The organism is Pseudomonas prosekii, from assembly GCF_900105155.1.
Lineage (GTDB): Bacteria > Pseudomonadota > Gammaproteobacteria > Pseudomonadales > Pseudomonadaceae > Aquipseudomonas > Aquipseudomonas prosekii.
The window spans coordinates 1,594,204-1,620,975 of the sequence record NZ_LT629762.1 but is presented as its reverse complement, the minus strand read 5'-3'; the positions used below and the strand labels follow the sequence as shown (position 1 = coordinate 1,620,975).

Genomic DNA, 26,772 nt, shown 5'->3' with positions numbered 1-26,772 from the left:
CATCGGTTTCAGGCTTTGGCGCGGTCCAGCAGGTATTGGGTCAACAACGGCACTGGACGGCCAGTGGCGCCCTTGTCCTTGCCGCCGCTGGTCCATGCGGTGCCAGCGATGTCCAGGTGCGCCCAGTTGAGGTTCTTGGTGAAGCGCGACAGGAAGCACGCGGCGGTGATGGTCCCGGCTTTCGGGCCGCCGATGTTGGCGATGTCGGCGAACGGGCTGTCCAGCTGTTCTTGATATTCATCGAACAGCGGCAGTTGCCAGGCGCGGTCGTCAGCGGTCTGGCCGGCGCTCAGCAGTTGACCGATCAGCTCGTCGTTGTTGCCGAGCAGGCCGGAGGTGTGTGCGCCCAGGGCAACCACGCAAGCGCCGGTCAGGGTGGCGATGTCGATCACCGCTTGTGGCTTGAAGCGCTCGGAGTAGGTCAGCGCATCGCACAGCACCAGACGGCCTTCGGCGTCCGTGTTGAGGATTTCCACGGTTTGGCCGCTCATGGTGGTGACGATGTCGCCCGGACGCGAAGCGTTGCCGCTCGGCATGTTCTCGGCGCACGCCAGAATACATACCAGGTTGATCGGCAGTTTCAGTTCGAGCACGGCACGCAGGGTGCCGAACACGCTGGCTGCGCCGCCCATGTCGTACTTCATTTCGTCCATGCCGGCGCCCGGTTTCAGGCTGATGCCGCCAGTGTCGAAGGTGATGCCTTTGCCGACCAGCGCGTAGGGCTTCTCGGATTTCTTGCCGCCGTTGTATTGCATGACGATCAGGCGCGGTGGCTGGGCGCTGCCCTGGCCGACGGCGTAGAACGAACCCATGCCCAGGTCCTTGATCTTCTTCTCGTCGAGGACTTCGACTTTCAGCGATTTGAATTCTTTGCCGAGGCTTTTCGCTTGCTCACCGAGGAACGTCGGGTGGCAGATGTTCGGCGGCAGGTTGCCGAGGGTGCGGGTGAACGCCATGCCGTTGGCGATCGCAGTACCGTGGGCCACGGCGCGCTCGACTTCAGCCTGGGCAGCCTTGATCGTCACCAGGGTGATTTTCTTCAGCGCGCGCGGTTCGGCTTTCTGGCTCTTGAACTGGTCAAAGGTGTATTGACCGTCGACCAGGGTTTCGGCCAGCAGGCGGGTCTTGCCGTAGCTGTCGCGGCCCTTGACCACGACTTCGTCCAGCGCCAGCACGGCATCGCTGCCGCCCAGACCTTTAAGGGTGTTGAGGACACCAGCGATGATTTTGCGGAACGGGCGGTCGCCCAGTTCTTCATCCTTGCCGACGCCGACCAGCAGAACACGTTCGGCCTTGAGGTTCGGCAGGCTGTGCAGCAGCAGGCTCTGGCCGACTTTGCCGGCGAGGTCGCCGCGTTTGATCACGGTGCTGATGGCGCCACCGCACAGTTCGTCGAGCTGTCTGGCGACGGCGCCGAGCTTGCGGTTTTCGCCGACGGCAACCACCAGCGTGGCGGTTTTCAACGTTTCCGGGCTAACGCTTTTTACAACCAGTTCCATGTCGGGGTCCCTGAATTAATGGTCAACACGCAGCATTCGACAGAGTCTGCAAACGCCTGCTTATATAGATGAAAAGACAGATAGAAAGACGCAGGTCACGGCCCGCGACAAAGGCCGCAGTTTGAACCTCGCTAGCAGCGCCTGACAACCCTCGGTTCGACGATCTTCGGTGCTTTGCGCATGTGCTTGAGCTTGCGCAGTGACAGGCGCACCCAATCACAGGATAATGCGCCATCTTTTTTGGCGGCCCTGCCTTGCGGGTCGGCCGCTACGTTTGTTTGTTTGGCCGCCTTAGCCTGACAACCCTGGAGTGTCTGGTTTGATCGTCTTCCGTTATCTGTCCCGCGAAGTCCTGTTGACCTTGAGCGCCGTGAGCGCCGTGCTGCTGGTCATCATCATGAGCGGTCGCTTCATCAAATACCTCGCGCAGGCGGCTTCCGGCCAGCTCGATCCGGGTTCACTGTTCCTGATCATGGGGTTTCGCCTGCCGGGTTTCCTGCAGCTGATCCTGCCATTGGGGCTGTTCCTCGGGATCCTGCTGTCCTACGGCCGCTTGTACCTGGAAAGCGAAATGACCGTGCTGTCGGCCACCGGCATGAGCCAGCAACGGCTGTTTCGTATCACCCTTTTTCCGGCGACGCTGGTCGCGCTGGTGGTGGCGTGGCTCAGCCTGAGCCTGGCGCCGCAGGGTGCCAATCAGTTCCAGTTGCTGCTGAACAAGCAGGACGCGCTGACCGAATTCGATACCTTGGAGCCGGGGCGCTTCCAGGCGTTGCGCGACGGTACGCGGGTGACCTACACCGAAACCCTGACCGATGACCGGGTCAATCTGGGCGGCGTGTTTATCTCGCAGAAAAACTTTTCCTCCGACAAAAAAGAGCGCGGGATTTCCGTGCTGGTGGCCGAGAAGGGGCGCCAGGAAATCCGTCCTGACGGCAATCGTTACCTGATTCTGGAAAACGGCTTCCGTTACGACGGTAACCCGGGGCAGGCCGACTACCGCAAGATCAAGTACGACGAATACGGCGTGCTGCTGCCCAAGCCGGATGTCAGTGAAGAAGTCACCGACCGCGATGCCATGACCACGCTGTCGCTGGTCGGCAGTGATGACATCCGCGCGCGTACCGAACTGCAATGGCGTCTGTCCCTGCCGTTGCTGGTGTTCATCGTGACCCTGATGGCGGTGCCGCTGTCGCGCGTCAACCCGCGTCAGGGCCGTTTCCTCAAGCTGCTCCCGGCGATTCTTCTTTATATGGGTTACCTGACCATCCTCATTGCCGCTCGTGGCGCCCTCGAAAAAGGCAAGATCCCGCCTGCGCTGGGCTTGTGGTGGGTGCACGGGATATTCCTCGTCATCGGCCTGATCCTGCTCTACTGGGAGCCGATGCGCCTGAAACTGGCCAGTCGGCGCGATGCGCGGGAGGTGGCCCGTGGTTAAGCTCGATCGCTACATTGGTAGCAGCGTTTTCGTGGCGATCCTCGCGGTTCTGGGGATCATCCTCGGCTTGGCGACCTTGTTCGCCTTCATCGATGAAATGGGCGACGCCAGCGACACCTACACCTTGGTCGATGTGCTGGTCTATGTGCTGCTGACCGCGCCACGGCGCATGTATGACATGTTGCCGATGGCCGCGCTGATCGGTTGCCTGATCGGCCTCGGCAGTCTGGCCAGCAACAGCGAACTGACGATCATGCGCGCCGCTGGCGTGTCGATCGGGCGGATCGTCTGGGCCGTGATGAAACCGATGCTGGTGCTGATGATTGCTGGCGTGTTGATCGGCGAATACGTGGCGCCGGCCACCGAAGTTGCCGCGCAAGCCAAGCGCTCGCTGGCCCAAGGCAGCGGTGATGCGCAAAGTGCCCGGCACGGTCTGTGGCACCGCCAGGGCGACGAGTTCATTCACGTCAACTCGGTGCAACCGAACGGCTTGCTGTACGGCGTCACTCGTTATCACTTTGACAAAGAACGCAACATGCTCTCGGCGAGCTTCGCCAAACGTGCGGAGTTCGACACCGATCACTGGCAGTTGAGCGAAGTAACGACCACGCGGTTCCATGAAAAGAACACCGAAGTGGTCAACGCGCCGGTCGAACGCTGGGAAGTGGCGTTGAGCCCGCAATTGCTCAGCACCGTGGTGATGGCGCCCGAGTCGCTGTCGATCAGCGGTTTGTGGGGTTATATCCATTACCTGTCGGACCAGGGTCTGGCTAACGGCCGTTACTGGCTGGCGTTTTGGGTCAAGGTGTTGCAGCCGTTGGTCACCGCAGCGCTGGTGCTGATGGCGATCTCCTTTATCTTCGGGCCGCTGCGTTCGGTGACCCTCGGCCAGCGGGTATTTACCGGTGTGCTGGTGGGCTTCACCTTCCGTATCGTCCAGGATTTGCTCGGGCCTTCGAGCCTGGTGTTCGGCTTCTCGCCGCTGTTCGCGGTACTGGTGCCGGCCACGGTGTGTGGCCTCGCCGGGGTCTGGTTGCTGCGTCGGGCCGGTTGATTCCGGGGTTTTCCTGACCTTGCCAGTTGCTCAAAAACGCCCTTGTCGCAAGACCGGGGCGTTTTTGTATTCGCCGTCTGACCTGTGAACGTGACGCTTGCGCCGAGGATCAGGTACAATTCCCGGCTATTTTTCGGCGGGCTATGCCTGCAGCCTTTTTGAGTGTTGATCCGTGAGTGATTTGAGTCATATCCGCAATTTCTCCATCATCGCCCACATTGACCATGGCAAGTCGACGCTGGCCGACCGCTTCATCCAGATGTGTGGCGGCCTTGCCGAGCGCGAAATGGAAGCACAGGTCCTCGACTCCATGGACCTGGAACGTGAACGCGGGATCACCATCAAGGCCCATAGCGTCACTCTTTATTACACTGCCCGCGATGGCATCAAGTACCAGCTGAACTTTATTGACACCCCCGGCCACGTCGACTTCACCTACGAAGTCAGCCGTTCGCTGGCGGCGTGTGAAGGTGCGTTGCTGGTGGTCGATGCTGGTCAGGGCGTTGAGGCGCAATCGGTTGCCAACTGCTACACGGCAATCGAGCAGGGCCTGGAAGTCATGCCGGTGCTGAACAAGATCGACCTGCCACAGGCCGATCCGGACCGCGTCAAAGAAGAAATCGAGAAAATCATTGGCATCGACGCCACTGACGCCGTCGAGTGCAGCGCCAAGACTGGCCTGGGCGTCGATGAAGTGCTCGAGCGCCTGGTTCACACCATTCCTGCGCCGACCGGCAACTACGAAGATCCGCTGCAAGCGTTGATCATCGATTCCTGGTTCGACAACTACCTGGGCGTTGTTTCCCTGGTACGCGTGCGCCACGGCCGTGTGAAGAAGGGCGACAAGATCCTAGTCAAATCCACCGGCAAGATCCACCTCGTGGACAGCGTCGGTGTATTCAACCCGAAACACACTGCCACCGTTGACCTGAAGGCCGGCGAAGTGGGCTTCATCATTGCCGGTATCAAGGACATTCACGGTGCGCCAGTAGGTGACACCCTGACCTTGAGCTCGACCCCCGACGTTGACGTGCTGCCCGGCTTCAAACGCATTCAGCCGCAGGTTTACGCCGGTCTGTTCCCGGTCAGCTCCGACGACTTCGAAGATTTCCGTGAAGCCCTGCAAAAGCTCACGCTCAACGACTCGTCGCTGCAGTACACCCCGGAAAGCTCCGACGCCCTGGGCTTCGGCTTCCGTTGCGGGTTCCTCGGCATGCTGCACATGGAAATCATCCAGGAGCGCCTCGAGCGCGAGTACGACCTGGACCTGATCACCACGGCACCGACGGTAATCTTCGAGCTGTTGCTGAAAACCGGTGAAACGATTTACGTCGATAACCCGTCGAAGCTCCCAGACCTGTCTTCGATCGAAGACATGCGCGAGCCGATCGTGCGGGCCAATATTCTTGTGCCGCAAGAGCACCTGGGCAACGTCATTACCCTGTGCATCGAAAAGCGTGGCGTTCAACACGACATGCTGTTCCTCGGTTCGCAGGTCCAGGTGACTTACGATTTGCCGATGAACGAAGTGGTCCTGGACTTCTTCGATCGTCTGAAATCGACCAGTCGCGGCTATGCTTCGCTGGACTACCATTTCGATCGTTATCAATCAGCTAATCTGGTGAAACTGGATGTGTTGATCAACGGTGACAAGGTCGACGCCCTGGCGCTGATCGTGCACAAGGATAACGCGCACTACAAAGGTCGCCAGTTGACCGAGAAGATGAAAGAACTGATTCCGCGCCAGATGTTCGACGTTGCGATCCAGGCCGCCATTGGCGGGCAGATCATTGCGCGGACCTCCGTCAAGGCACTCAGAAAGAACGTATTGGCCAAATGCTACGGCGGTGACGTTAGCCGTAAGAAGAAACTGCTCGAGAAGCAGAAGGCCGGTAAAAAACGCATGAAGCAAGTCGGCAACGTGGAAATTCCACAAGAAGCCTTCCTTGCAGTGCTCAGGTTGGATAGTTAGGTCCTATGTCACTAAATTTCCCGCTGTTGCTGGTCATCGCCGTGTTCGTCTGCGGTCTGTTGGCGTTGCTCGATCTGGTTTTCCTGGCGCCGCGTCGGCGTGCCGCCATTTCCTCCTATCAGGGCAGCGTCAGCCAGCCGGATGTGGTGGTGGTCGAGAAACTGAACAAAGAGCCGCTGCTGGTCGAATACGGCAAGTCGTTCTTCCCGGTGTTGTTCATCGTGCTGGTGCTGCGTTCGTTCCTGGTGGAACCGTTCCAGATTCCGTCCGGCTCGATGAAACCGACCCTGGACGTTGGCGACTTCATTCTGGTGAACAAGTTTTCTTACGGGATCCGCCTGCCGGTGATCGACAAGAAAGTCATCGAAGTCGGTGATCCGCAGCGCGGCGATGTGATGGTGTTCCGCTATCCGAGCGACCCGAACGTCAACTACATCAAGCGTGTAGTCGGCTTGCCGGGCGACCAGATTCGCTACACCGCCGACAAGCGCCTGTTCGTCAACGGCGAGTCGATCGCCGAAAAACTGGTCGGCACCGAGCCGGGCACGTTGGGCAGCGCTGAACTCTACGAAGAAAAACTCGGTGCGGCCGAGCACTTGATCCGCAAGGAAATGAGCCGCTACCGCGCCACGCCGGACCATAGCTGGACCGTGCCTGCCGGCCATTACTTCATGATGGGCGACAACCGCGACAACTCTAACGACAGTCGCTATTGGGATGATCCGAGCATTCCGAAAGATCTGCTGGGCATGGTTCCCGACAAGAATATTGTCGGCAAGGCCTTCGCAGTCTGGATGAGCTGGCCAGAACCCAAACTCAGCCACCTGCCGAATTTCTCGCGGGTTGGCCTGATCAAGTAATCACTCCACGGCGCTGTTGAACACAGCGCCGAATGCATTTCTGGAGCCGCCACAATCGGCGCCAGCAGCATGAAAACACTGATATTCAGGACGTAATTTTTGAACACAGCGTTAATTGTCCCAGGCCTGCGCCGCATCACGGCGATGGCGGTGGAATCCAACCACGAACTCAGCGTGGGTAAACCGTGAGCGCCTCCTTAAGTCGTCTAGAGCGTCAGCTCGGCTACACCTTCAAGGACCAGGAACTGATGATTCTGGCCCTGACTCACCGCAGTTTTGCCGGGCGTAACAATGAACGCCTGGAATTCCTCGGTGATGCCATCCTCAACTTCGTCGCGGGCGAGGCGCTGTTCGATCGCTTCCCGCTGGCGCGCGAAGGCCAGTTGTCGCGTTTGCGCGCGCGCCTGGTGAAAGGTGAGACCCTGGCCGTACTGGCCCGTGGGTTTGATCTGGGCGACTACCTGCGCCTGGGTTCGGGTGAATTGAAAAGTGGCGGTTTCCGTCGCGAATCGATTCTGGCCGATGCCCTCGAAGCGCTGATCGGTGCGATCTACCTGGACGCCGGCATGGACATGGCGCGCGAGCGCGTGCTGGCCTGGCTGACCGGTGAGTTCGAGGGGCTGACCCTGGTCGACACCAACAAAGATCCAAAAACCCGTCTGCAGGAATTCCTGCAATCGCGGGGCTGTGAGCTGCCACGTTACGAAGTGGTGGATATCCAGGGTGAGCCGCATTGCCGAGTTTTCTTCGTCGAATGCGAAATCACCTTACTGAATGAAAAAAGCCGAGGTCAGGGTGTGAGTCGTCGTATTGCCGAACAGGTAGCGGCCGCCGCAGCACTGATTGCCCTGGGTGTGGAGAATGGCAATGACTGATACAACTGCAACTCGCTGTGGCTATGTTGCCATCGTCGGCCGTCCCAACGTGGGCAAGTCCACGCTGCTGAACCATATCCTGGGTCAGAAGCTGGCGATCACCTCGCGCAAGCCGCAAACCACTCGTCACAACATGCTGGGCATCAAGACCGAAGGCGCCGTTCAGGCCGTCTACGTCGATACCCCGGGCATGCACAAGGGTGGCGAGAAAGCGCTGAACCGCTACATGAACAAGACTGCTTCGGCCGCGTTGAAAGACGTCGACGTGGTGATCTTCGTGGTTGACCGCACCAAGTGGACCGACGAAGACCAGATGGTGCTCGAACGCGTCCAGTACGTGACCGGCCCGTTGATCGTCGCGCTGAACAAGACCGACCGCATCGAAGACAAAGCCGAGCTGATGCCGCACCTGAGCTGGTTGCAGGAACAGCTGCCGAACGCGCAGATCATGCCGATCTCGGCCCAGCACGGGCACAACCTTGAAGCGCTGGAGCGGGTGATCGCCGGGTACCTGCCGGAGAACGAGCATTTCTTCCCGGAAGACCAGATCACCGACCGCAGCAGCCGCTTCCTCGCCGCCGAACTGGTTCGCGAGAAAATCATGCGCCAGATGGGCGCCGAGCTGCCGTACCAGATCACCGTCGAAATCGAGGAGTTCAAGCAGCAGGGCAAAACCCTGCATATTCATGCGCTGATCCTCGTCGAACGTGACGGCCAGAAGAAGATCATCATTGGCGACAAGGGCGAGCGCATCAAACGCATCGGCACCGAAGCGCGCAAGGACATGGAGCTGCTGTTCGACTCCAAGATCATGCTCAACCTCTGGGTGAAAGTGAAAGGCGGCTGGTCCGACGACGAGCGCGCCCTGCGTTCGCTGGGTTACGGCGATTTGTAAAACGGGTCTGCGCTACACCGTAGATCCCCTGTGGGAGCGAGCTTGCTCGCGATGAGGGCCTGACATTCAACAGCCATGTTGACTGACGGACCGCAATCGCGAGCAAGCTCGCTCCCACATTGGTTTTGGGTGGTTTATAAATCTGTGCTGACTCATTGAGAAACTGACTTCCATGTCTCAAACCCCACCCATCGGCCAACTCGCCTACGTGCTCCACTCCCGCGCCTACCGCGAAAGCAGTGCGCTGGTGGATTTCCTTACGCCGCAAGGTCGGCTGCGGGCAGTGTTGCGCAGTGCGCGGGGCAAGGCCGGGACGTTGGCGCGGCCGTTCGTGCCGCTGGAAGTCGAGTTTCGCGGGCGCGGCGAGCTGAAGAATGTCGGGCGCATGGAAAGCGCCGGTATTTCCACCTGGCTCAACGGCGAAGCGCTGTTCAGCGGGCTCTACCTCAATGAACTGCTGATTCGTCTGTTGCCGTCCGAAGACCCGCACCCCGGCGTGTTTGATCACTACGCGGCGACGTTGCTCGCGCTGGCCGAAGGTCGGCCGCTGGAGCCGTTACTGCGTTCGTTCGAATGGCGCTTGCTTGATGACCTCGGTTACGGCTTTGCCCTGAGCAGCGACATCCACGGCGACGCGGTTGCGCCCGACGGGCTCTATCGCTTGCAGGTGGATGCGGGGCTGGAGCGGGTTTATCTGCTGCAACCGGGCCTGTTCAACGGCACCGAATTGCTCGCCATGTCCGAGGCTGACTGGACTGCCCCCGGTGCCTTGTCCGCCGCCAAGCGCCTGATGCGTCAAGCACTCGCGGTGCATTTGGGCGGTCGTCCGCTGGTCAGTCGCGAACTGTTTCGCAAGCCGTAGTCTCCCCGTATGCTGTGCGCCGAATCTTTAAATTCAGGAGCGCTTCCGTGACCACCAGCAATCGCATTCTTCTTGGCGTCAACATCGACCACGTCGCCACCCTGCGTCAGGCCCGCGGCACGCGTTACCCGGACCCGGTCAAAGCAGCGCTGGACGCGGAAGAGGCGGGCGCCGATGGCATCACTGTGCATTTGCGTGAAGACCGTCGGCACATTCAGGAGCGCGACGTGTTGCTGCTCAAGGATGTGCTGCAAACCCGCATGAATTTCGAAATGGGCGTCACCGAAGAAATGCTGGCGTTCGCCGAGCGCATCCGTCCGGCGCACATTTGCCTGGTGCCGGAAACCCGTCAGGAACTGACCACCGAGGGTGGGCTGGATGTGGCGGGGCAGGAAGCGCGGATCAAGGCTGCGGTGGATCGCCTGGCGAAGATTGGTTGCGAAGTGTCGCTGTTCATCGATGCCGATGAGCGGCAGATTGCGGCGTCGAAGCGTGTCGGTGCGCCGGCCATCGAGCTGCACACTGGCCGCTATGCCGATGCCGAAACGCCAACCGATGTCGCGGAAGAATTGCAGCGTGTGGCCGATGGTGTCGCGTTTGGTCTGGCCCAGGGACTGATCGTCAACGCTGGCCACGGGTTGCATTATCACAACGTCGAAGCCGTGGCAGCGATCAAAGGCATCAACGAACTGAACATCGGCCACGCGTTGGTGGCGCATGCTTTGTTTGTCGGGTTCAAATCGGCTGTTGCCGAGATGAAAGCGCTGATCCTCGCGGCCGCCGCAAAAGCTTAAACCGAACACAAAACAATTGTGGGAGCGAGCTTGCTCGCGATGAGGCCCAGTCAGTCACCATAATTGGTGGCTGTCAGACGGCTATCGCGAGCAAGCTCGCTCCCACAGTTTTGATGGGTGTACGGCTTTAGAGCGGCGGGGTTTCCTGATTCGGCTTGGTCTTGTCGATCCCCGGCACGTGCAGGTTGCCTTCCGCCACCTGATCACCTTCAAGCTGCGGCTGCGTGACCCAGGTCAGGATGTCGTAATAGCGGCGGATGTTCGCCACAAAATGCACCGGCTCGCCGCCGCGCGCATAGCCGTAGCGGGTTTTGCTGTACCACTTCTTCTCCGACAGACGCGGCAGAATCTTCTTCACGTCCAGCCATTTGTCCGGGTTCAAACCTTCCTTCGCCGCCAGTTTGCGCGCGTCATCCAGGTGACCGCTGCCGACGTTATAAGCCGCCAGGGCAAACCAGGTGCGGTCCGGTTCCTGGATCGAATCGTCCAGTTGGTCCTTCATGTAAGCCAGGTACTTGGCGCCGCCCATGATGCTTTGCTTTGGATCGAGGCGATTCGACACGCCCATCGCTTGCGCGGTGTTCTGGGTCAGCATCATCAAGCCGCGCACGCCGGTTTTCGAGGTGACTGCCGCTTGCCATAACGATTCCTGATAACCGACCGCCGCCAACAGGCGCCAATCGACTTTCTCTTTCTTCGCGTAATTCTTGAAGTGCTGCTCGTATTTCGGCAGGCGTTGCTGCAGATGCTGGGCGAACGTGGTGGCGCCCATGTAGCCGAGGACATCGACGTGGCCGTAATAACGGTCCTTCAGGCGTTGCAGGGTGCCGTTTTTCTGCACCTTGTCGAGGTAGGCGTTGATCTCGTTGAGCAGGCTGTTGTCTTCGCCGGGCGCCACGGCCCAGCTCTGGTTGCTCGCGTCACCGAGGTCGAAGGCCACCTGAATCTTCGGGAAGTAGACCTGGTTCATCGCCACTTCGTTGGAATCGACCAGCGTCAGGTCAATCTGCCCTTCATCGACCATCCGCAGCAGGTCGACCACTTCAACCGCGTCGGACTCCTCGTATTCAATGCCGGGATATTTCTTTTTCAGCTCCGCCAGTTGTTCGGCGTGGGTGCTGCCCTTGAGCACCATGATCTTCTTGCCGACCAGATCGCCAGCATCCGTCGGCCGCGACTGGCCGTTGCGGTAGATCACCTGCGGGGTGACTTCGAGGTAGGAGTGGGAGAAGCGCACCTGCTTTTTGCGCTGTTCGCTGCTGACCAGGCCGGCCGCTGCGAGTACCGGGCCATTCGGCTTGCCGACTTGAGTGAACAAGTCGTCGAGGTTGTCGGCGGTCTCGATTTTCAGTTCGACCCCCAGATCTTCGGCAAAGCGCTTCACCAGCTCGTATTCGAAGCCGGTTTCACCGTTACGATCCTGGAAGTAAGTGGCGGGGCTGTTGCGGGTAACCACCCGCAGCACACCGTCCTCCTTTACGCGCTCCAGCGTGTTGGGTTTATCAACACAGCCACTGAGCATCAGGAAGAGTCCGGTTGCGATCAGCCATTTGGCGTACCGCGGACGCAAAGCCGTTGGGGAAAACATCTGCGCAGTATACGCAAAGGACCACGGCCGCCATATCTCGACAGCGCAGGGCTTGTCTGCTAGGCGCCGAAAAACTGCTCGCGAGCCCGCAGGAATGGGCGTGTAGCGCATTTTGTCACAGAAAAAATAAGCGCCGATTTGTGCCGTTTGCCGGCGCAGTCAACCGCCCCGACGTTCGGGTACGGCCGCGCGTACCGTTTCGGGTGATGTCGCGGGCGGTTTAGGCTAGAATGCACGGCCTCAAAGCACACCCCTTCCCGAGGCTGTCCCGAAGATGTTGATCCTGCGCGGCGCTCCTGCCCTTTCTGCCTTTCGCCACAGCAAACTCCTTGAGCAACTGAGCCAGAAAGTTTCGGCTGTCAGCGGCTTGTATGCTGAATTCGCTCACTTCGCCGAAGTTACCGGTGACCTGACCGGCGACGAACAGCAGGTGCTTGCGCGCCTTCTGAAGTACGGCCCAAGTGTCCCGGTGCAAGAACCGACCGGCCGTCTGTTCCTGGTGTTGCCGCGTTTCGGCACTATTTCGCCATGGTCGAGCAAGGCCAGCGACATCGCTCGCAACTGCGGCCTGAGCAAGATCCAGCGCCTGGAGCGCGGCATCGCGTTCTACGTGGCCGGCCAGTTCAGCGACGCCGAAGCCCAGTTGATTGCAGATGCCTTGCACGACCGCATGACCCAGATCGTCCTCGGCAACCTTGAGCAGGCCGCCGGCCTGTTCAGCCACGCCGAACCGAAGCCGCTGACCGCGATCGACGTGTTGGGTGGCGGCCGCGCCGCGCTGGAAAAAGCCAACACCGAGCTCGGCCTGGCCCTGGCGGAAGACGAGATCGACTACCTGGTCAACGCCTTCATCGGCTTGAAGCGCAACCCGCACGACATCGAACTGATGATGTTCGCCCAGGCGAACTCCGAGCACTGCCGTCACAAGATCTTCAACGCCAGTTGGGACATCGACGGCCAGAGCCAGGAAAAAAGCCTGTTCGGCATGATCAAGAACACCTACGTGATGCACAGCGAAGGTGTTCTGTCGGCTTATAAGGACAACGCCTCGGTGATCGTCGGCAACGTTGCCGGTCGTTTCTTCCCGGACCCTGAAACCCGCCAGTACGGCGCGGTGCAGGAGCCGGTGCACATCCTGATGAAAGTCGAAACGCACAACCACCCGACTGCGATTGCCCCGTTTCCCGGCGCATCGACCGGCAGTGGCGGCGAGATTCGCGACGAAGGTGCAACCGGTCGCGGCGCCAAGCCAAAGGCTGGCCTCACCGGTTTCACCGTGTCCAACCTGCAGATTCCGGGTTTCGAGCAGCCGTGGGAAGTGCCTTACGGCAAACCTGAGCGCATCGTTACCGCGCTGGACATCATGATCGAAGGCCCACTGGGTGGCGCCGCGTTCAACAACGAATTCGGCCGTCCAGCCCTGACCGGTTACTTCCGTACCTTCGAACAGTCGATCACCACCCCGCGTGGCGACGAAGTTCGCGGTTACCACAAGCCGATCATGCTGGCCGGCGGCATGGGTAACATCCGTGCCGAACACGTACAGAAAGGCGAAATCATCGTTGGCTCGAAGCTGATCGTGCTCGGCGGCCCGGCGATGTTGATCGGTCTGGGCGGCGGCGCGGCTTCTTCGATGGCCACCGGCACCAGCTCGGCCGACCTCGACTTCGCATCCGTACAGCGCGAAAACCCGGAAATGGAACGCCGCTGCCAGGAAGTCATCGACCGTTGCTGGCAGTTGGGTGAACACAACCCGATCAGCTTCATCCACGACGTCGGCGCGGGCGGTCTGTCCAACGCCTTCCCGGAACTGGTCAACGACGGCAACCGTGGCGGTCGCTTCGAACTGCGCAACATTCCAAATGACGAGCCGGGCATGGCCCCGCACGAAATCTGGAGTAACGAATCTCAGGAACGTTACGTTCTGGCGGTCGGCCCGGCCGACTTCGAGCGCTTCCAGGCGATCTGCGAGCGCGAGCGTTGCCCGTTCGCCGTGGTCGGCGAAGCCACTGCCGAGCCGCAACTGACCGTCACCGACAGTCACTTCGGCAACAGCCCGGTGGACATGCCGCTCGAAGTGCTGCTGGGCAAAGCCCCGCGCATGCACCGTTCGGCCGTTCGTGAAAACGAATTGGGCGACGATTTCGATCCAAGCACGCTGGAAATCGCAGACTGCGTCGAGCGCGTTCTGCATCACCCGGCCGTGGCCAGCAAAAGTTTCCTGATCACCATCGGCGACCGCACCATCACCGGCCTCGTGGCCCGTGACCAAATGGTCGGCCCGTGGCAGGTACCGGTGGCTGACGTTGCCGTCACCGCCACCAGCTTCGACGTTTACACCGGTGAAGCCATGGCCATGGGCGAGCGTACTCCGCTGGCGCTGCTGGACGCTCCGGCGTCGGGCCGCATGGCCATCGGCGAAACCCTGACCAACATCGCCGCATCGCGCATCAACAAGATCTCCGACATCAAACTGTCGGCGAACTGGATGTCCGCCGCCGGCCACCCGGGCGAAGACGCGCGTCTGTACGACACCGTGAAAGCGGTCGGCATGGAACTGTGCCCGGACCTGGGCATCACCATTCCGGTGGGCAAGGACTCGATGTCCATGGCCACGCGCTGGAACGATGAAGGCGTCGACAAAACCGTCACCTCGCCGATGTCGCTGATCGTCACCGGTTTCGCGCCTGTCGCTGACATCCGTCAGACCCTGACGCCGGAACTGCGCATGGACAAAGGCACCACCGACCTGATCCTGATCGATCTGGGCCGTGGCCAGAACCGCATGGGCGCCTCGATTCTCGCCCAAGTGCACGGCAAGCTCGGCTCGCAAGCGCCGGACGTTGACGACGCCGAAGACCTCAAAGCCTTCTTCGCGGTGATCCAGGGCCTCAATGCCGACGGTCACTTGCTGGCGTACCACGACCGTTCCGACGGTGGTCTGCTGACCAGCACCGTGGAAATGGCCTTTGCCGGTCATTGCGGTCTGAGCCTGAACCTCGACGGTCTGGCGGAAACTTCAGCGGACATCGCCGCGATTCTGTTCAACGAAGAACTCGGTGCAGTCATCCAGGTTCGTCAGGACGCCACCCCGGATATCCTCGCGCAGTTCAGCGCTGCCGGTCTGGGCGATTGCGTGTCGGTGATCGGTCAGCCGATGAACAACGGCCAGATCAACATCACCTTCAACGGCGAAACCATCTTTGAAGGCCAGCGTCGTCTGCTGCAACGTCAGTGGGCAGAAACCAGCTACCAGATCCAGCGTCTGCGTGATAACGCCGACTGCGCCGAACAAGAGTTCGACGTGCTGCTGGAAGAAGACAACCCGGGCCTGAGCGTCAAGCTCAGCTACGACGTCAACCACGACGTCGCCGCGCCGTACATCAAGAAAAACATTCGCCCACAGGTTGCCGTACTGCGTGAGCAGGGCGTCAACGGTCAGGTGGAAATGGCGGCAGCCTTCGACCGCGCCGGTTTCAACGCGATCGACGTGCACATGAGCGACATTCTGGCCGGCCGTGTCGACCTGAACGAGTTCAAAGGTCTGGTCGCTTGCGGCGGTTTCTCCTACGGCGACGTCCTCGGCGCCGGCGAAGGCTGGGCCAAATCGGCACTGTTCAACAGCCGCGCCCGCGATGCGTTCCAGGGTTTCTTCGAACGTAACGACAGCTTCACCCTCGGCGTGTGCAACGGTTGCCAGATGATGTCCAACCTGCACGAGCTGATCCCGGGCAGCGAGTTCTGGCCGCACTTCGTGCGCAACCGTTCCGAGCAGTTCGAAGCGCGTGTGGCGATGGTTCAGGTCCAGGAGTCGAACTCGATCTTCCTGCAGGGTATGGCCGGTTCGCGCATGCCGATCGCCATCGCGCACGGTGAAGGTCATGCCGAGTTCGCCAGCGAAGAAGCGTTGCTTGAAGCCGATCTGTCGGGTTGCGTGGCGATGCGTTTCGTCGACAACCACGGCAAGGTCACGGAAAAGTACCCGGCCAACCCGAACGGCTCGCCGCGCGGGATCACCGGTTTGACCAGCCGCGACGGTCGCGTGACGATCATGATGCCGCACCCGGAACGTGTGTTCCGCACTGTGCAGAACTCGTGGCGTTCGGAAGACTGGAACGAAGACGCACCTTGGATGCGTATGTTCCGTAACGCTCGCGTGTGGGTTAACTAAGCGCTGTGTATAAGCTCTGCTTTTTCGTTCCGGCCAGTCATGTGGAACAGGTCAAAAATGCCGTATTCGCTGCCGGTGGCGGGCGAATCGGTGCTTATGATCATTGCGCGTGGCAAGTGTTGGGCCTCGGCCAGTTTCGCCCACTGGATGGCAGTCAGCCGTTTATCGGCGAAGCGGGGCAGGTCGAACAAGTTGAGGAATGGAAAGTCGAGTTGGTGGTGGCGGATGAGTTGATCGTGGCTGTGGTGGCCGCGCTGAAACTCAGCCATCCCTACGAGACGCCGGCGTATGAAGTGTGGCAGTTGGAAGATTTCTGATCTTCGCACCGCTTGAACTGAAAACCCGCTGATGCGAATCAGCGGGTTTTTTGTTGCCGGCGAAAATCTGTCCCTGGTAGGGGCGACCGGTTCGGCCAGCTTACGGCGCGGGCGTCAGATTGACCTCACTTTGCAGCATCTGAATCAGCTGATTGAGGTATTTGAAGGTCTGCTGTTTCTTGCCCCAGCGATCAATGAAAAACAGCCCGTTGTCGTTGATCTGGATCGGTGTCGAGACGATGTCCCCGGTGCTGGAGCGGTGCAGCAGATTGGTCTGGGCAGTCGATGGGCGTTCGACCAGGAAATGCCCGGCCTGCGTCAATTTCGACCGGTCGAGAGGCACGAACGGCGGCGGAATCGGCATCCCCGCGGTACCCACGTCAATCTTGAAATCGCTGCGTAAAGCACTTGAAGCAAACGTCGTCGGGTCGGTTTCCCAGAAACCGCGATGAATGCTTCGCGACAGCGTCGGCGCGGTATCCCTGACATTCAAACTGACGGCGCCAAGCATTTCCGCCAGCCCCGGTACACCAAGGTTGTTATTGCTGTGCGCACTGCCAACCAACGCGATCCATTTGTGCGGCCCCTGGGCCAATTGATCGGCCTGAATCACCTGCGCGGCGAAGTAGCTGAACATCGAGTTGCGCGAGACATCGCGATCGCCCAGCCCCTTGAGGTGATAACTGGCCGTGCAGTCGAGCGCCCGGACGCGGATGCCATATTTGCCGGCGGCCTGGACCACCTGCGAATAGGTATTGGGCCCGTTGTAGAACGGGCCCATGTGGCCCGAATCCTGGTTTTTCAGGTAAATCTTGAGTCCACTCGGCAGGTGTTGGGTCTGATGGAAAATATCGAGTTCGGCCTGATGCAGATCCGTCAGCAAGTGTTCGACGTACAGCGTCTTGAAACCCGCTTGTTTGATCTTTTTCATCTGCGTTCTGAGCAGTGCCTTGCTTGACTCGTGCACATGGGCCTCGCCGATGACCAGCCCCGGCAAAGCGCTATCGCCGATTTGCTTCAGAAACGCTTCCGCCGTGGTACTCGCGGTTATTTGCGGCAGCGTTGGTCGGGGTGGCGGCACATAGTCGGTAAAAAACTGTTCGGCCCTGGTCCTCAGGCTGGAGCGCAGTCGGACAAATTCAAAGAACGGTTCCTGGTTAACCGGGTTGACCGGAGCGAAACGGGTGTCGAGGCCGTGCGGCTCATTGGCGAGGCGGACAACTTGTTCCTTGAAAGAAGGTGAAATATCGAACTCGCTGAAATGCTGTAATGCCGGTTCCGGCGCGGCGACGGCCCTGGTGGCTGATGCGGGTGCTTTGTAGGGGGTGCGCAAAGTCATGCAGTAATCGGCTTTGGCCAGCGCATCACCCGGTATCGAACCTGCGACATCGACGCGAATGCCCACCGCTTGATCGACGCCGACGTCTTCGATGCGCAACGCAACCGCGTCATGCAAATCGGCGAGGCCGGGCGTTTCCTTGAAGGTGCGCAGACGCGATTGTTCGACCAACGCAATCCAGCGCTCGCCCGGCACTTCGGCGACGTCTGCGGTGATCACCTGGTGGGAATAGAAATTCCTCACGCGGTTGTCCCGAGGCACGGTCGGCGAGGCTTTACGCATGAGCAAAACATCGTCCAGTTGATAAGAGGTCGAGGCGTCGAGTGCGTGAATCTTCAGGCCTTTTTCTCTGGCCTTGCGCACCAGCGCGAGATAGGAATAGTCGGCGCCGGAGGGGAATTTGAACGAGCGGTCGATCGCCTTCAGGTGTGTTTCGATGTGTTGCCAGGATTTACCGCTGTTGAGCTTTGGCAGTTTCAGGTGGAAAACATCACCCGGCAAGTACTCCAGGTACAAGTGCTTGAAGCCCTTGTCGAGCAGCGCATCCATGTTGGCGATCAGGGCTTTTTTACTGGCGATCGAGCCCGGCACGGCACCGATGATCAGGCTTTTATTGCCGGCAAAGGCTTCGCTTTCGATCAACTCTGTCAAGGAGGTCGCTTCGATCGCCGGGACGTCGGGGCGCACCGGCAGTGGCGCGAGGTTGTCGAAGAACTGCTTGGCATGGTCCGTCAAGCGCCGGGATTGTTGAAGGTACGCAATGCGCGGAAGTTTTAGTTCGTCGGCAGCGCTTTCCAGTGTCAACAGGGGCAAATCCACCTGATCGCCCCAGGTCAGCAATCGCTCCCTCATTTGCGGATCGAGAACTTGTTCAATGCGCACCCGGTGTTTCGCCGGTACGCCGTAATCGGTGTGCGGCCCTGGTGTTTCCTGCACGGTTTCATATTTGGGCGCACCGCCCGAAACGCCGCTGCGCACCAGGTTGCCCTCGGCATTCAGGGTGGCCAGGCGGCCGGTGGACAGCCAATTGCCATGAGCATCGAGGCGATACAGCAAGTAACGACCGATCGCATCAGGTGTCTTCGGTGCCCAAAGCGGCCGACCTTCGAAAAACACCGGACGCAGATCCAGCGAGGTACGGGCCTCAGGCTCCATACGTCTGATCAAATCCATCGCTCTGTTGTGCGCTGCACCGGCAGCAACCCGGCGCGGTGTTCGACCAATGGGTTTGAGTGAACGCAGGGCCGGGCGCAGATCGGTGAACAAGGCGCCGGCGCTGTTGAGCAGATAACCGGCGAAATGCTCAAGCGCCGCCGAAGTATCACCCTGGTTGTAGGCATGCAACGCGAGCATGGCGTCCTTGAACGCCAGCAGCAGGCCGGTGCTCAGACTGAGGATAGGGAAAGGTGCGGTGGCAATCGCGCTGACCCATTCGACGCAACTCCAGACGATCTCGCTGATCATCTGGCTGCGATTGACGGTAGTCGCGTTGACGTCGTCGATCTTGCGCTGCAGCTTCATGCTGTACAGCGCCTGACGCAGGTCCGGCACTGGCGCAACGTTGCGAGTCGAGTCGTAGCGCGCCGGGCTGAGCGTGGTTGTATTCAACTGATCGGGCAATTGCCGTTGGGCTTCTTGCAGGAACGTGCGGACCCGCACCTGCGCCTGCACGCCGACACGTTCAGTGAGGTAGGCGATCATGCCGGGCTGTTGTTTGAGCAGGTAATTGAACAACCGCGCCTCGCGAAAACTGATGCCGTCGGGCGCGTGGGGCGTGTAGAGCAGCACGGGATTGTCGCCGTGGCTGAACAGAAAAGTGTCGATGACCCATTCGCCATCGATCATCAAACGATGGATGGCGTGGGTGCTGCGCGTTGCCGCGGAGGTCTCGCCGAGGCTGGCAATGCTCGACTCCAGCCATTGCAGATCGACGCTGGTGATGTGCCCTTGCAGGTGACATTCGAGCGCGGCGGCGGACATTTGCCGCTGAGTGATTGCCAGCGTGGTGTTGCGCCGCAGGGCAAAACCGGGGCTTTCGGGGCTTTGCAATTCACTGCGGACTTTGTCGATGTAGCGCTGACCGATCCACACACCGGTGACCGAACGCGCGACTTTTTGCGCGGTGAGCAGGCTCAGGTCGATGCCCGGCGGACCTTTGAACTGCGCCGAACGCGCGAATTTTTCATCGAGAAACCCCACACCATCGGCATAACCGTCGCGATACAACTGGGTGTAAGTCAGTGGCGGCGGGGTCCAGTTACCGACAATCGCCGGCGGCGAAAAGGCCCACACCGTGTCGGGGTCGACATCGTTGGCGGGGCGCTGCAACAGTTCATTCAAGCGTTTTTTCGCTTGCTCATGCAGATAAGTCTCGAAGCTTGGAAAGCGGCTTTGTGACGAAGCATGGTCGTTGAAGCCTCGCAACATGCCTTCGGCTTCTTCGGTATGCGTGGTGAGTTTTTTTCGCTGCGCGGCTGAGGCTGAGCGATACCATAACGGCGTGGTGAATTCATGGTCGTCGACCCGCGTCGCCAACACATGCTCCGCCATCGCCTTCAGGCCATCGCTATGACTGCCAACGTAATTCAACGCGACTTCCTGGTACTCGTGATCGGCCGCTTTGAAGTTCAGGCCTGCGAGAAACTGGCGCATGGTGTGGCGAAAGCGCAGGGGCAGTCGATTGATCAGGTAGTCGGTCATGCGCGTGGCAGCGTTGTCCCGAGCCCAACCCAAAATGTGTTGCTGGCACGCGATCTCGCTGTCGAAGGCTTGGAAACAGGCGCCTTGTGGTGCGTCTGGGCTGCACAGCAACAGGCGCTTGATGTCGCCGTTTTCATCATGCTCACGCAGCAGCCACAGGTCCTGAAGTTGTGCGCCATGCAGCGCAAGTGTGCCAGCGCTCAATTGTGTAGCGGCGCCCGCGCGCAGGCGCTGGATCAGTTCGAGGTCGCCCTCAAGCAAATGGCCCTGCAGAAACGCGGTATAGGCCAGCGCGTTGATGCGCTTGTCGAGCATTTCCTCAATCGCCTGCCGAACTTGCACGCGGGCATGCATTTGCGTCTGCACATAAGCAAAATCGACACGCGGTTGCAGGGTCTTCAATTGTTCCGCAAGCCACACCGGGGTCAGGTCGCTGTGCGCTGCCTGCAATGGCTGATCGCGATAGGTAATGGTGCTGTTTAGGAGGAAGTCTGATCCGGGCAATTCGTCGCCGATGTGCGCGCCGCGCAGGGCCATTTCGATCAGGTTTCGCGAGTGCTCAAACACACCAAAACCGGCGACATAACGCCGAGTGATGACGTGCAGGTGTTCAGGCTGTAGATCATCAATCTGCAAGTCATCACTCAAGCGTTCAAGCCATTGCTGCTGTGCCAGGGTTTGCGCACTTGTCGCGGGGCCGAGCAGCTCGAGGAGTTTTTGCCGGGCCTGATGATAGCCGCGCAAGTGCAGCGCCAACTCTGTGCGCCGCGCTTCATTGGCGCTGCGATACCAGTCGGGGGCGCTGTGCCGCAAGCTTCGTTCGAGCAGGGCCTGGGCGTGTAATTCGCGGCGCGCGCTGAGGTCGGGCAGGGCGGCGGTGATCGCCCGGTCGAGGGCGCCGAGCAATTGCGCCGAGTCGTGCTGCCGATTGTCTTCAAGACTCAAGGCGCGTTCGATGTCCTTGCTGCGCTTGTCGAGCAGCTTGTCGTAGAGGTGTTCAAACAATGGCTGGTTGTTGATCGGCGATAACTGCAATGGCCAGATCCCGCCGGCACTCAAGGCCTGATAACGCGTTGGCAGACGCTGCAGGAATTCGTCGCGGCCGGTGGGGTGATCCATGCTTTGCAGCAAATGCGTATTGAGTTCGCTAAGGGAATCGAAGGCTTCGATGCCTCTTGAAAGCGTGAACAGCAGCACCTGGCCGACGCTCTGCGGGTCCAGCAGATCGCTCACCGTCGGGGTGTTTTTCTCGGTGACGACGAAGGCGCCGGCCAGTTCCACAGTTTGTGATTGGTAGTCGAACTGGACGGCATACAGACCCGGGCGCAGTTCCGCGCCGAGGGTCAAGCGGTCCAGCAGATTGGCGGCTTGCGGATGCAGCAAACGGTCCTGAATCGCCAGTCGCGCCTCGTGGCCAATGGCGGTGAAACCAGCGTCAAAGGTCATGTAGCTTTTGGCCGGTTTGCCATCGATGACCTCGCGCAGGTCCAGGTCCGACAGCTGTTCGTTCAGCGTGATTTTGAGCGTGGCCAACAGGGTTTTACCTGCGTCGCTCTGCAAGTCGCTGTGCTCCAGCGCCTGATAATGCGTGCGGCACTTGCGCAGAAATTGCTCTCGATGCACCTGCAGAATCCCGTTCAGGCGATCCAGATACACCTGCTCGGCAGAAGGCCGGTGTTGCGGGCTCAGCGGTTTATCTGTTTTGAGCAAGTGCTGGCCGATCTGATTCAGATAACCTTTGATTTCTTCAAAGGACGGCGCAGGTGGGGGTGTTCCTGAAGTGCTCATCGGCTCGCTCCATGCGGGTGGGATAACCATCAGCATGGAGCGAGCGAGCGGGGCGGTGGTGGTACATAGTTATGGCTTTTTGCGTGGCATCAGACTTTCGCGCTGACCTCGTTACGGTTGACCAGTGCCTGCAGGGCGCCGCTCAAACTTGGCGCTTTATCGCCGATCAACAAGTGCCAGACGCCGCCGCCCAAGGGGCTGACGCCTTGGCAGCCCAGCGCTTGCAACTGGCCTTCGGACAATGCCTCGCCGTCCGCCAGTTGCAGGCGAATCCGCGTCATCGCGATGCAGTCCATTTGCAGCACATTGTCGCCACCGCCCAACGCCTTCAGCCATTGCTGTGCTTCGGGCAGTGCCAGCGGTTTTGCCGTTTCGACCGCGGCAACCGGCGCGGTGATGACTGCGCGGCCAAGCGCCGGCATCGCCAGGCGAATCTCATCGGCGATGCTGTCCGCCATCGGTCCGACCACCACTTGCAAACTGCCGCCCTTGCCCGGCCGCACGACCGCCATCGCGCCCAAGGCTTTCAGTTCGGCATCGTTGGCCAGGTTGCGATCAACCATGTCCAGCCGCAGCCGCGTGGTGCACGCGCCGACCGTGATCAGGTTGGCCGCGCCGCCCAAGGCCTGGATGTATGCCCCGGCGCGCTGATTTTCGGCAATCTGGACTTTCTCGGCAGACGCTACGTCCTCACGGCCCGGCGTCTTCAGATTGAAGCGGCGGATACAGAAGTCGAACACCACGTAGTAGATCACCGCGTAAGCCAGACCGACCGGGATCACCAGCCAGCCATTGGTGGATTTGCCCCAGCCAAGAATCATGTCGATGAAACCGCCGGAGAAGGTAAACCCGAGATGAATGTCGAGGAGGTTGGTCACGGCCATCGACAACCCGGTCAGCAGCGCGTGCAGCAGATACAGCATCGGCGCGAGGAACATGAAGGCGAATTCGATCGGCTCGGTCACCCCGGTCAAAAACGAGGTCAGGGCCATCGACAGGAAAATCCCGCCCATGACTTTGCGGCGCTCCGGCAACGCGTTGCGGTACATCGCCAGGCACGCGGCGGGCAGGCCGAAGATCATCATCGGGAACATCCCGGTCATGAACTGGCCGCCCTTCGGGTCGCCGGCAAAGTAGCGCGACAGGTCGCCCGTGACCACGGCGCCGGTGGCCGGGTCGGTGAAGCTGCCGAAGATGAACCACGCCATGTTGTTGAGGATGTGGTGCAGGCCGGTGACGATCAGCAAGCGGTTGAACACGCCGAACACGAACGCGCCGAAGCTGCCGCTTTCCATCATCAACGCGCCGAAGCTGTTGATGCCTTGCTGGATCGGCGGCCAGATGTAGCCGAACACCACGCCCAAACCGACGGCGGCGAACCCGGTGACAATCGGCACAAAACGCCGGCCGCCGAAGAACGCCAGGTACTCCGGCAACTTGATGTCCTTGAAACGGTTGTACAGCGCACCGGCCATCAAACCGCTGACGATCCCGGCGAGCATGCCCATGTTGATGCTCGCGTCCAGCACCTTCAGCGTGGAGATCATCACCAGATACCCGATCACCCCGGCCAGGCCAGCTGTGCCGTTGTTGTCCTTGGCGAACCCGACGGCGATGCCGATGGCAAAGATCATCGCCAGGTTGGCGAAAATCACTTGGCCGGCGTCATGGATGATCGCGATGTTCAGCAGATCGGTGTCGCCCAGGCGCAGCAACAGCCCGGCGATTGGCAGGATTGCAATCGGCAACATCAGCGCGCGGCCGAGGCGTTGCAAGCCTTCGATAAAGTATTGGTACATGGCGGTTCTCCGTGGATTCTTTTTGTTGTTCAGCTCAGGGGCCAATGTTGCTGGCAGGCCTGACGCACCGCCGCCGCGCTGCGCAACTTCAGCAGGTCATGGCTGAGGCGTTGGCATGCGCTCGCGTCGAGGCGGCGCACGCGGTCCTTGATTTCACCGATCTGCACCGGGCTCACCGACAACTCACGCACCCCCAGACCGATCAACACCGGCGTGGCCAGCGGATCGGACGCGAGCGCGCCGCACACCCCGACCCAACGCTGATGCACCGCCGCGCCGGCGCAGGTCTGCGCAATCAGACGCAGCAGCGCCGGGTGCAAGGCATCGACGCGGGAGGCGAGGCCAGCGTGGTCGCGGTCCATGGCCAAGGTGTATTGCGACAAATCGTTGGTGCCGATCGACAAGAAGTCCGCGTGTTCGGCCAGTTGCTCGGCGAGCAACGCGGCGGCCGGCACTTCGATCATCACGCCGAGTTCGGGCCGTTCATTCACTTGCAGCTCGGCGCACAGCGCGTCGAGGCGTTGGCGAATGTGCAGCAACTCGTCGACTTCGGTGACCATCGGCAAGAGGATCCGGCAACGCGACAGAGGGCTGACGCTGAGCAGCGCACGCAGTTGTTGATCGAGCAATTCCGGGCGCACCTGCGCCAGACGAATACCGCGCAGGCCCAGCACCGGGTTGGCTTCGGCGGGCAGTGGCAGGTAGTCGAGTTGCTTGTCGCCGCCGACGTCGATGGTGCGGATGATCACCGGTTTGTCGCTCATCGCATCGAGCACGGCTTGATAGGCCTGACATTGTTCCTGCTGGTCCGGCGCGGTGTGGCGATCGACGAAGAGGAACTCGGTGCGCAGCAGGCCGACGCCATCGGCGCCATTGGCCAGCGCATCGGCGGCTTCGGCGCTGGACGCAACATTCGCCGCGACTTCGATGTGGACGCCGTCGAGGGTCAACGCGTTGCCATGCGCTTGCGATTGTTGCAACGCGCGACGTTGCTGATGTTCGAGTTGCGCTTGCTGCACTTCGGCCAGGCGTTGACTGCTCGGCGTCAGTTCGAGGCGCCCGCCGTTAGCATCCAGCACCACCGACTGACCCTGTTGTTGCTCCTGCTTCTGGTCCTGTTGCTGCTCCAGTAGCGCTGAACCCAGCGCCACCAGACACGGCAGACCTTTGCCGCGCGCCAGAATCGCCACGTGCGAGGTCGCGCCGCCCGCCGCCATGCACAACCCGCCGACGCCTTGCTGGCTCAGGTGCAGCAAGTCGGACGGGGTCAATTCATGTGCGGCAACAATCGCGCCGTGGGGGATTTCGTAGTGCCAGGTTTCCCCGAGCAAGGCGCGCAGCACCCGTTGCTTGAGGTCGCGCAGATCGTTGGCGCGCTCGGCCAGCAACGGGCTACCGAGCTGTTGCAGCACCTCGCATTGCGCATCGATGGACTCACTCCAGGCGTGGGTCGCGGCGCTGCCGCAGGTGATCGATTGCGCGGCAGCGTCGAGCAGCGCCGGGTCTTCGAGCAATGCCAGATGCGCGGCGAAAATCGCTTCTTCGTCGGTGTTGCGCTGTTTTCTGGCAAGCGCCAAGGTCTGCTCGATATCGCTGCGCACCTGGCTCAGCGCGGCATCGAGGGCGTGGCGTTGCTGCTCGCAATCGTGATTGCCGGCGTCCACCGGCAGGCTGATCGCGTTCAACCGAAACAGCGGCCCGGCGACCAATCCCGGCGCGGCGCAAACGCCGTGCAGCACACCCTTTTCGGCCGGACGTTGCGGTGCGGTAATCGGCGTCGGCGCGGTGGCCGTGTGGCTGTCTTCGGCCAGCGCGGTGGACAGCGCTTGCAGCAAGGCTTGCAACGCTGCTTCCGCGTCCGGGCCGTGGCTGCTGACTTTGACTTCCTGCTGCTCGCCGACCGCCAGGCTCATCAGCCCGATCAAGCTGTCGCAGGATGCCGATTTGCCGGAGAAATGCAGCTGCGATTTGCTTTGGAAACCTTGCGCGGTCTGCCGAATCAACGCCGCCGGGCGAGCGTGCAAACCACCGCGATGGGCGATTCGAACATGCCCGTGAACCTCGATCCCGCTGATCTCGATTTCACTCGCCACGCCATGGGCCACTCGACGCACGATGTGCAGCAACGGGTCGCCGACCTTGACCGATTTCAAGGTGATTGGGCGCGCCTGAAATTCTTCGCTGTTGGTCAGGATCAGCAGGCTGACCAGGCTTTTGCATTGCAGCGCAACTTTGTCCACGTCATAACGCAACAGCGCCTGGCCATTGGCGACGCGCGCACCTTCGGCGACCAGCACCGAGAAACCTTCGCCCTGCAACTCGACAGTGTCGAGGCCCAAATGCAGGAGCAATTCAGCGCCGTTGTCGGCGCGCAAGGTGATTGCGTGACCCGTGCGGGCGACGTGCATAACCACGCCGGCGCACGGGGCGTAGAGGGTGTCGTTGAGCGGGTCGATAGCGATCCCGTCACCCATCGCGCCACTGGCGAACACCGGGTCCGGAACGTTGGCGAGCGTGAGCACCGGGCCGCTGAGCGGGGCGCTGAGGGTCAGCTCTTTATTATTGTTGTCGGGCATGGCTCGGTCTCATCAGTAAACAATTCGGTTCGGATCACTTGGTTTTCTGTAAAGGCTGGGCTTTTGTAGGCGCAGCACTTTTGTAGGCACTGGGCTTTCGTAGGCTTCACACTTTTGTAGGAGCTGGGCTTTTGTGGGAGCCGAGCTTGCTCGCGATGGCGTCGGTGAATCCGATGCATTTCCTGCTACCGAAATACCGTCTTCGCGAGCAAGCTTTGCTCCCACAAGTTGTTTCAAAAGGTTCA

The 26,772-nt window shown here is 60.5% G+C and carries 15 protein-coding genes; 10 read left to right on the top strand and 5 right to left on the bottom strand.

Annotated features, from left to right (window positions below):
• Positions 1 to 8: 8 nt before the first annotated feature.
• The gene (locus tag BLU01_RS07565) at positions 9 to 1,499 is read right to left on the bottom strand and encodes a leucyl aminopeptidase (RefSeq protein WP_092272884.1); all 1,491 of its coding nucleotides are present in this window, start codon (positions 1,497 to 1,499) and stop codon (positions 9 to 11) included.
• A 319-nt stretch (positions 1,500 to 1,818) separates the two neighbouring features.
• On the opposite strand from BLU01_RS07565, the gene lptF reads away from it, so the two are divergent.
• The 8 genes from lptF to pdxJ all read left to right on the top strand — a co-directional run bounded on the left by lptF (position 1,819) and on the right by pdxJ (position 10,249).
• Positions 1,819 to 2,937, top strand: coding sequence for an LPS export ABC transporter permease LptF (gene lptF, locus BLU01_RS07560; protein ID WP_092272881.1), 1,119 nt, complete (start codon positions 1,819 to 1,821; stop codon positions 2,935 to 2,937).
• Positions 2,930 to 3,991 carry an LPS export ABC transporter permease LptG gene (gene lptG / locus BLU01_RS07555; protein WP_092272878.1) on the top strand — a complete coding sequence of 354 codons (1,062 nt, stop codon included), beginning with the start codon at positions 2,930 to 2,932 and terminating at the stop codon, positions 3,989 to 3,991. Before lptF ends, lptG begins: the two co-directional genes overlap by 8 nt.
• A 172-nt stretch (positions 3,992 to 4,163) precedes the next feature.
• Complete coding sequence (lepA, locus tag BLU01_RS07550; protein ID WP_092272875.1) at positions 4,164 to 5,963, top strand: translation elongation factor 4; 1,800 nt, start codon at positions 4,164 to 4,166, stop codon at positions 5,961 to 5,963.
• 5 nt (positions 5,964 to 5,968) lie between these two features.
• Positions 5,969 to 6,823, top strand: a complete 855-nt coding sequence (gene lepB, locus BLU01_RS07545) for a signal peptidase I (protein WP_092272872.1) — start codon at positions 5,969 to 5,971, stop codon at positions 6,821 to 6,823.
• A 185-nt stretch (positions 6,824 to 7,008) separates the two neighbouring features.
• Positions 7,009 to 7,698, top strand: coding sequence for a ribonuclease III (gene rnc, locus BLU01_RS07540; RefSeq protein ID WP_092272869.1), 690 nt, complete (start codon positions 7,009 to 7,011; stop codon positions 7,696 to 7,698).
• On the top strand, positions 7,691 to 8,593 hold the full coding sequence (gene era / locus BLU01_RS07535; protein ID WP_092272866.1) for a GTPase Era: 903 nt from the start codon (positions 7,691 to 7,693) through the stop codon (positions 8,591 to 8,593). The genes rnc and era overlap by 8 nt, the downstream gene beginning before the upstream one ends.
• A 172-nt stretch (positions 8,594 to 8,765) precedes the next feature.
• Positions 8,766 to 9,455, top strand: coding sequence for a DNA repair protein RecO (recO, locus tag BLU01_RS07530; RefSeq protein WP_092272862.1), 690 nt, complete (start codon positions 8,766 to 8,768; stop codon positions 9,453 to 9,455).
• 47 nt (positions 9,456 to 9,502) lie between these two features.
• Positions 9,503 to 10,249 carry a pyridoxine 5'-phosphate synthase gene (gene pdxJ / locus BLU01_RS07525; protein WP_092272859.1) on the top strand — a complete coding sequence of 249 codons (747 nt, stop codon included), beginning with the start codon at positions 9,503 to 9,505 and terminating at the stop codon, positions 10,247 to 10,249.
• A gap of 127 nt (positions 10,250 to 10,376) precedes the next feature.
• On the opposite strand, the gene mltF is transcribed toward pdxJ, so the two are convergent.
• The gene (gene mltF / locus BLU01_RS07520) at positions 10,377 to 11,837 is read right to left on the bottom strand and encodes a membrane-bound lytic murein transglycosylase MltF (RefSeq protein ID WP_092272856.1); all 1,461 of its coding nucleotides are present in this window, start codon (positions 11,835 to 11,837) and stop codon (positions 10,377 to 10,379) included.
• Between the two features lie 274 nt (positions 11,838 to 12,111).
• Here mltF and purL point away from each other — a divergent pair, with 274 nt between their 5' ends.
• Positions 12,112 to 16,008, top strand: a complete 3,897-nt coding sequence (gene purL / locus BLU01_RS07515; protein ID WP_092272852.1) for a phosphoribosylformylglycinamidine synthase — start codon at positions 12,112 to 12,114, stop codon at positions 16,006 to 16,008.
• Between the two features lie 5 nt (positions 16,009 to 16,013).
• On the top strand, positions 16,014 to 16,325 hold the full coding sequence (locus BLU01_RS07510; protein WP_092272849.1) for a Nif3-like dinuclear metal center hexameric protein: 312 nt from the start codon (positions 16,014 to 16,016) through the stop codon (positions 16,323 to 16,325).
• A gap of 100 nt (positions 16,326 to 16,425) precedes the next feature.
• On the opposite strand, the gene BLU01_RS07505 is transcribed toward BLU01_RS07510, so the two are convergent.
• From BLU01_RS07505 to ptsP, 3 genes are all read right to left on the bottom strand, one after another.
• Positions 16,426 to 22,152 (bottom strand): membrane-targeted effector domain-containing toxin, encoded by a 5,727-nt coding sequence (locus BLU01_RS07505; protein ID WP_092272846.1) that lies wholly within the window; start codon positions 22,150 to 22,152, stop codon positions 16,426 to 16,428.
• An 89-nt stretch (positions 22,153 to 22,241) separates the two neighbouring features.
• Positions 22,242 to 23,951, bottom strand: coding sequence for an N-acetylglucosamine-specific PTS transporter subunit IIBC (gene nagE, locus BLU01_RS07500; RefSeq protein ID WP_092272843.1), 1,710 nt, complete (start codon positions 23,949 to 23,951; stop codon positions 22,242 to 22,244).
• A 29-nt stretch (positions 23,952 to 23,980) separates the two neighbouring features.
• A complete protein-coding gene (gene ptsP / locus BLU01_RS07495; protein WP_092272840.1) occupies positions 23,981 to 26,527 on the bottom strand; it encodes a phosphoenolpyruvate--protein phosphotransferase in 2,547 nt (848 codons plus the stop codon).
• Positions 26,528 to 26,772 lie beyond the last annotated feature (245 nt).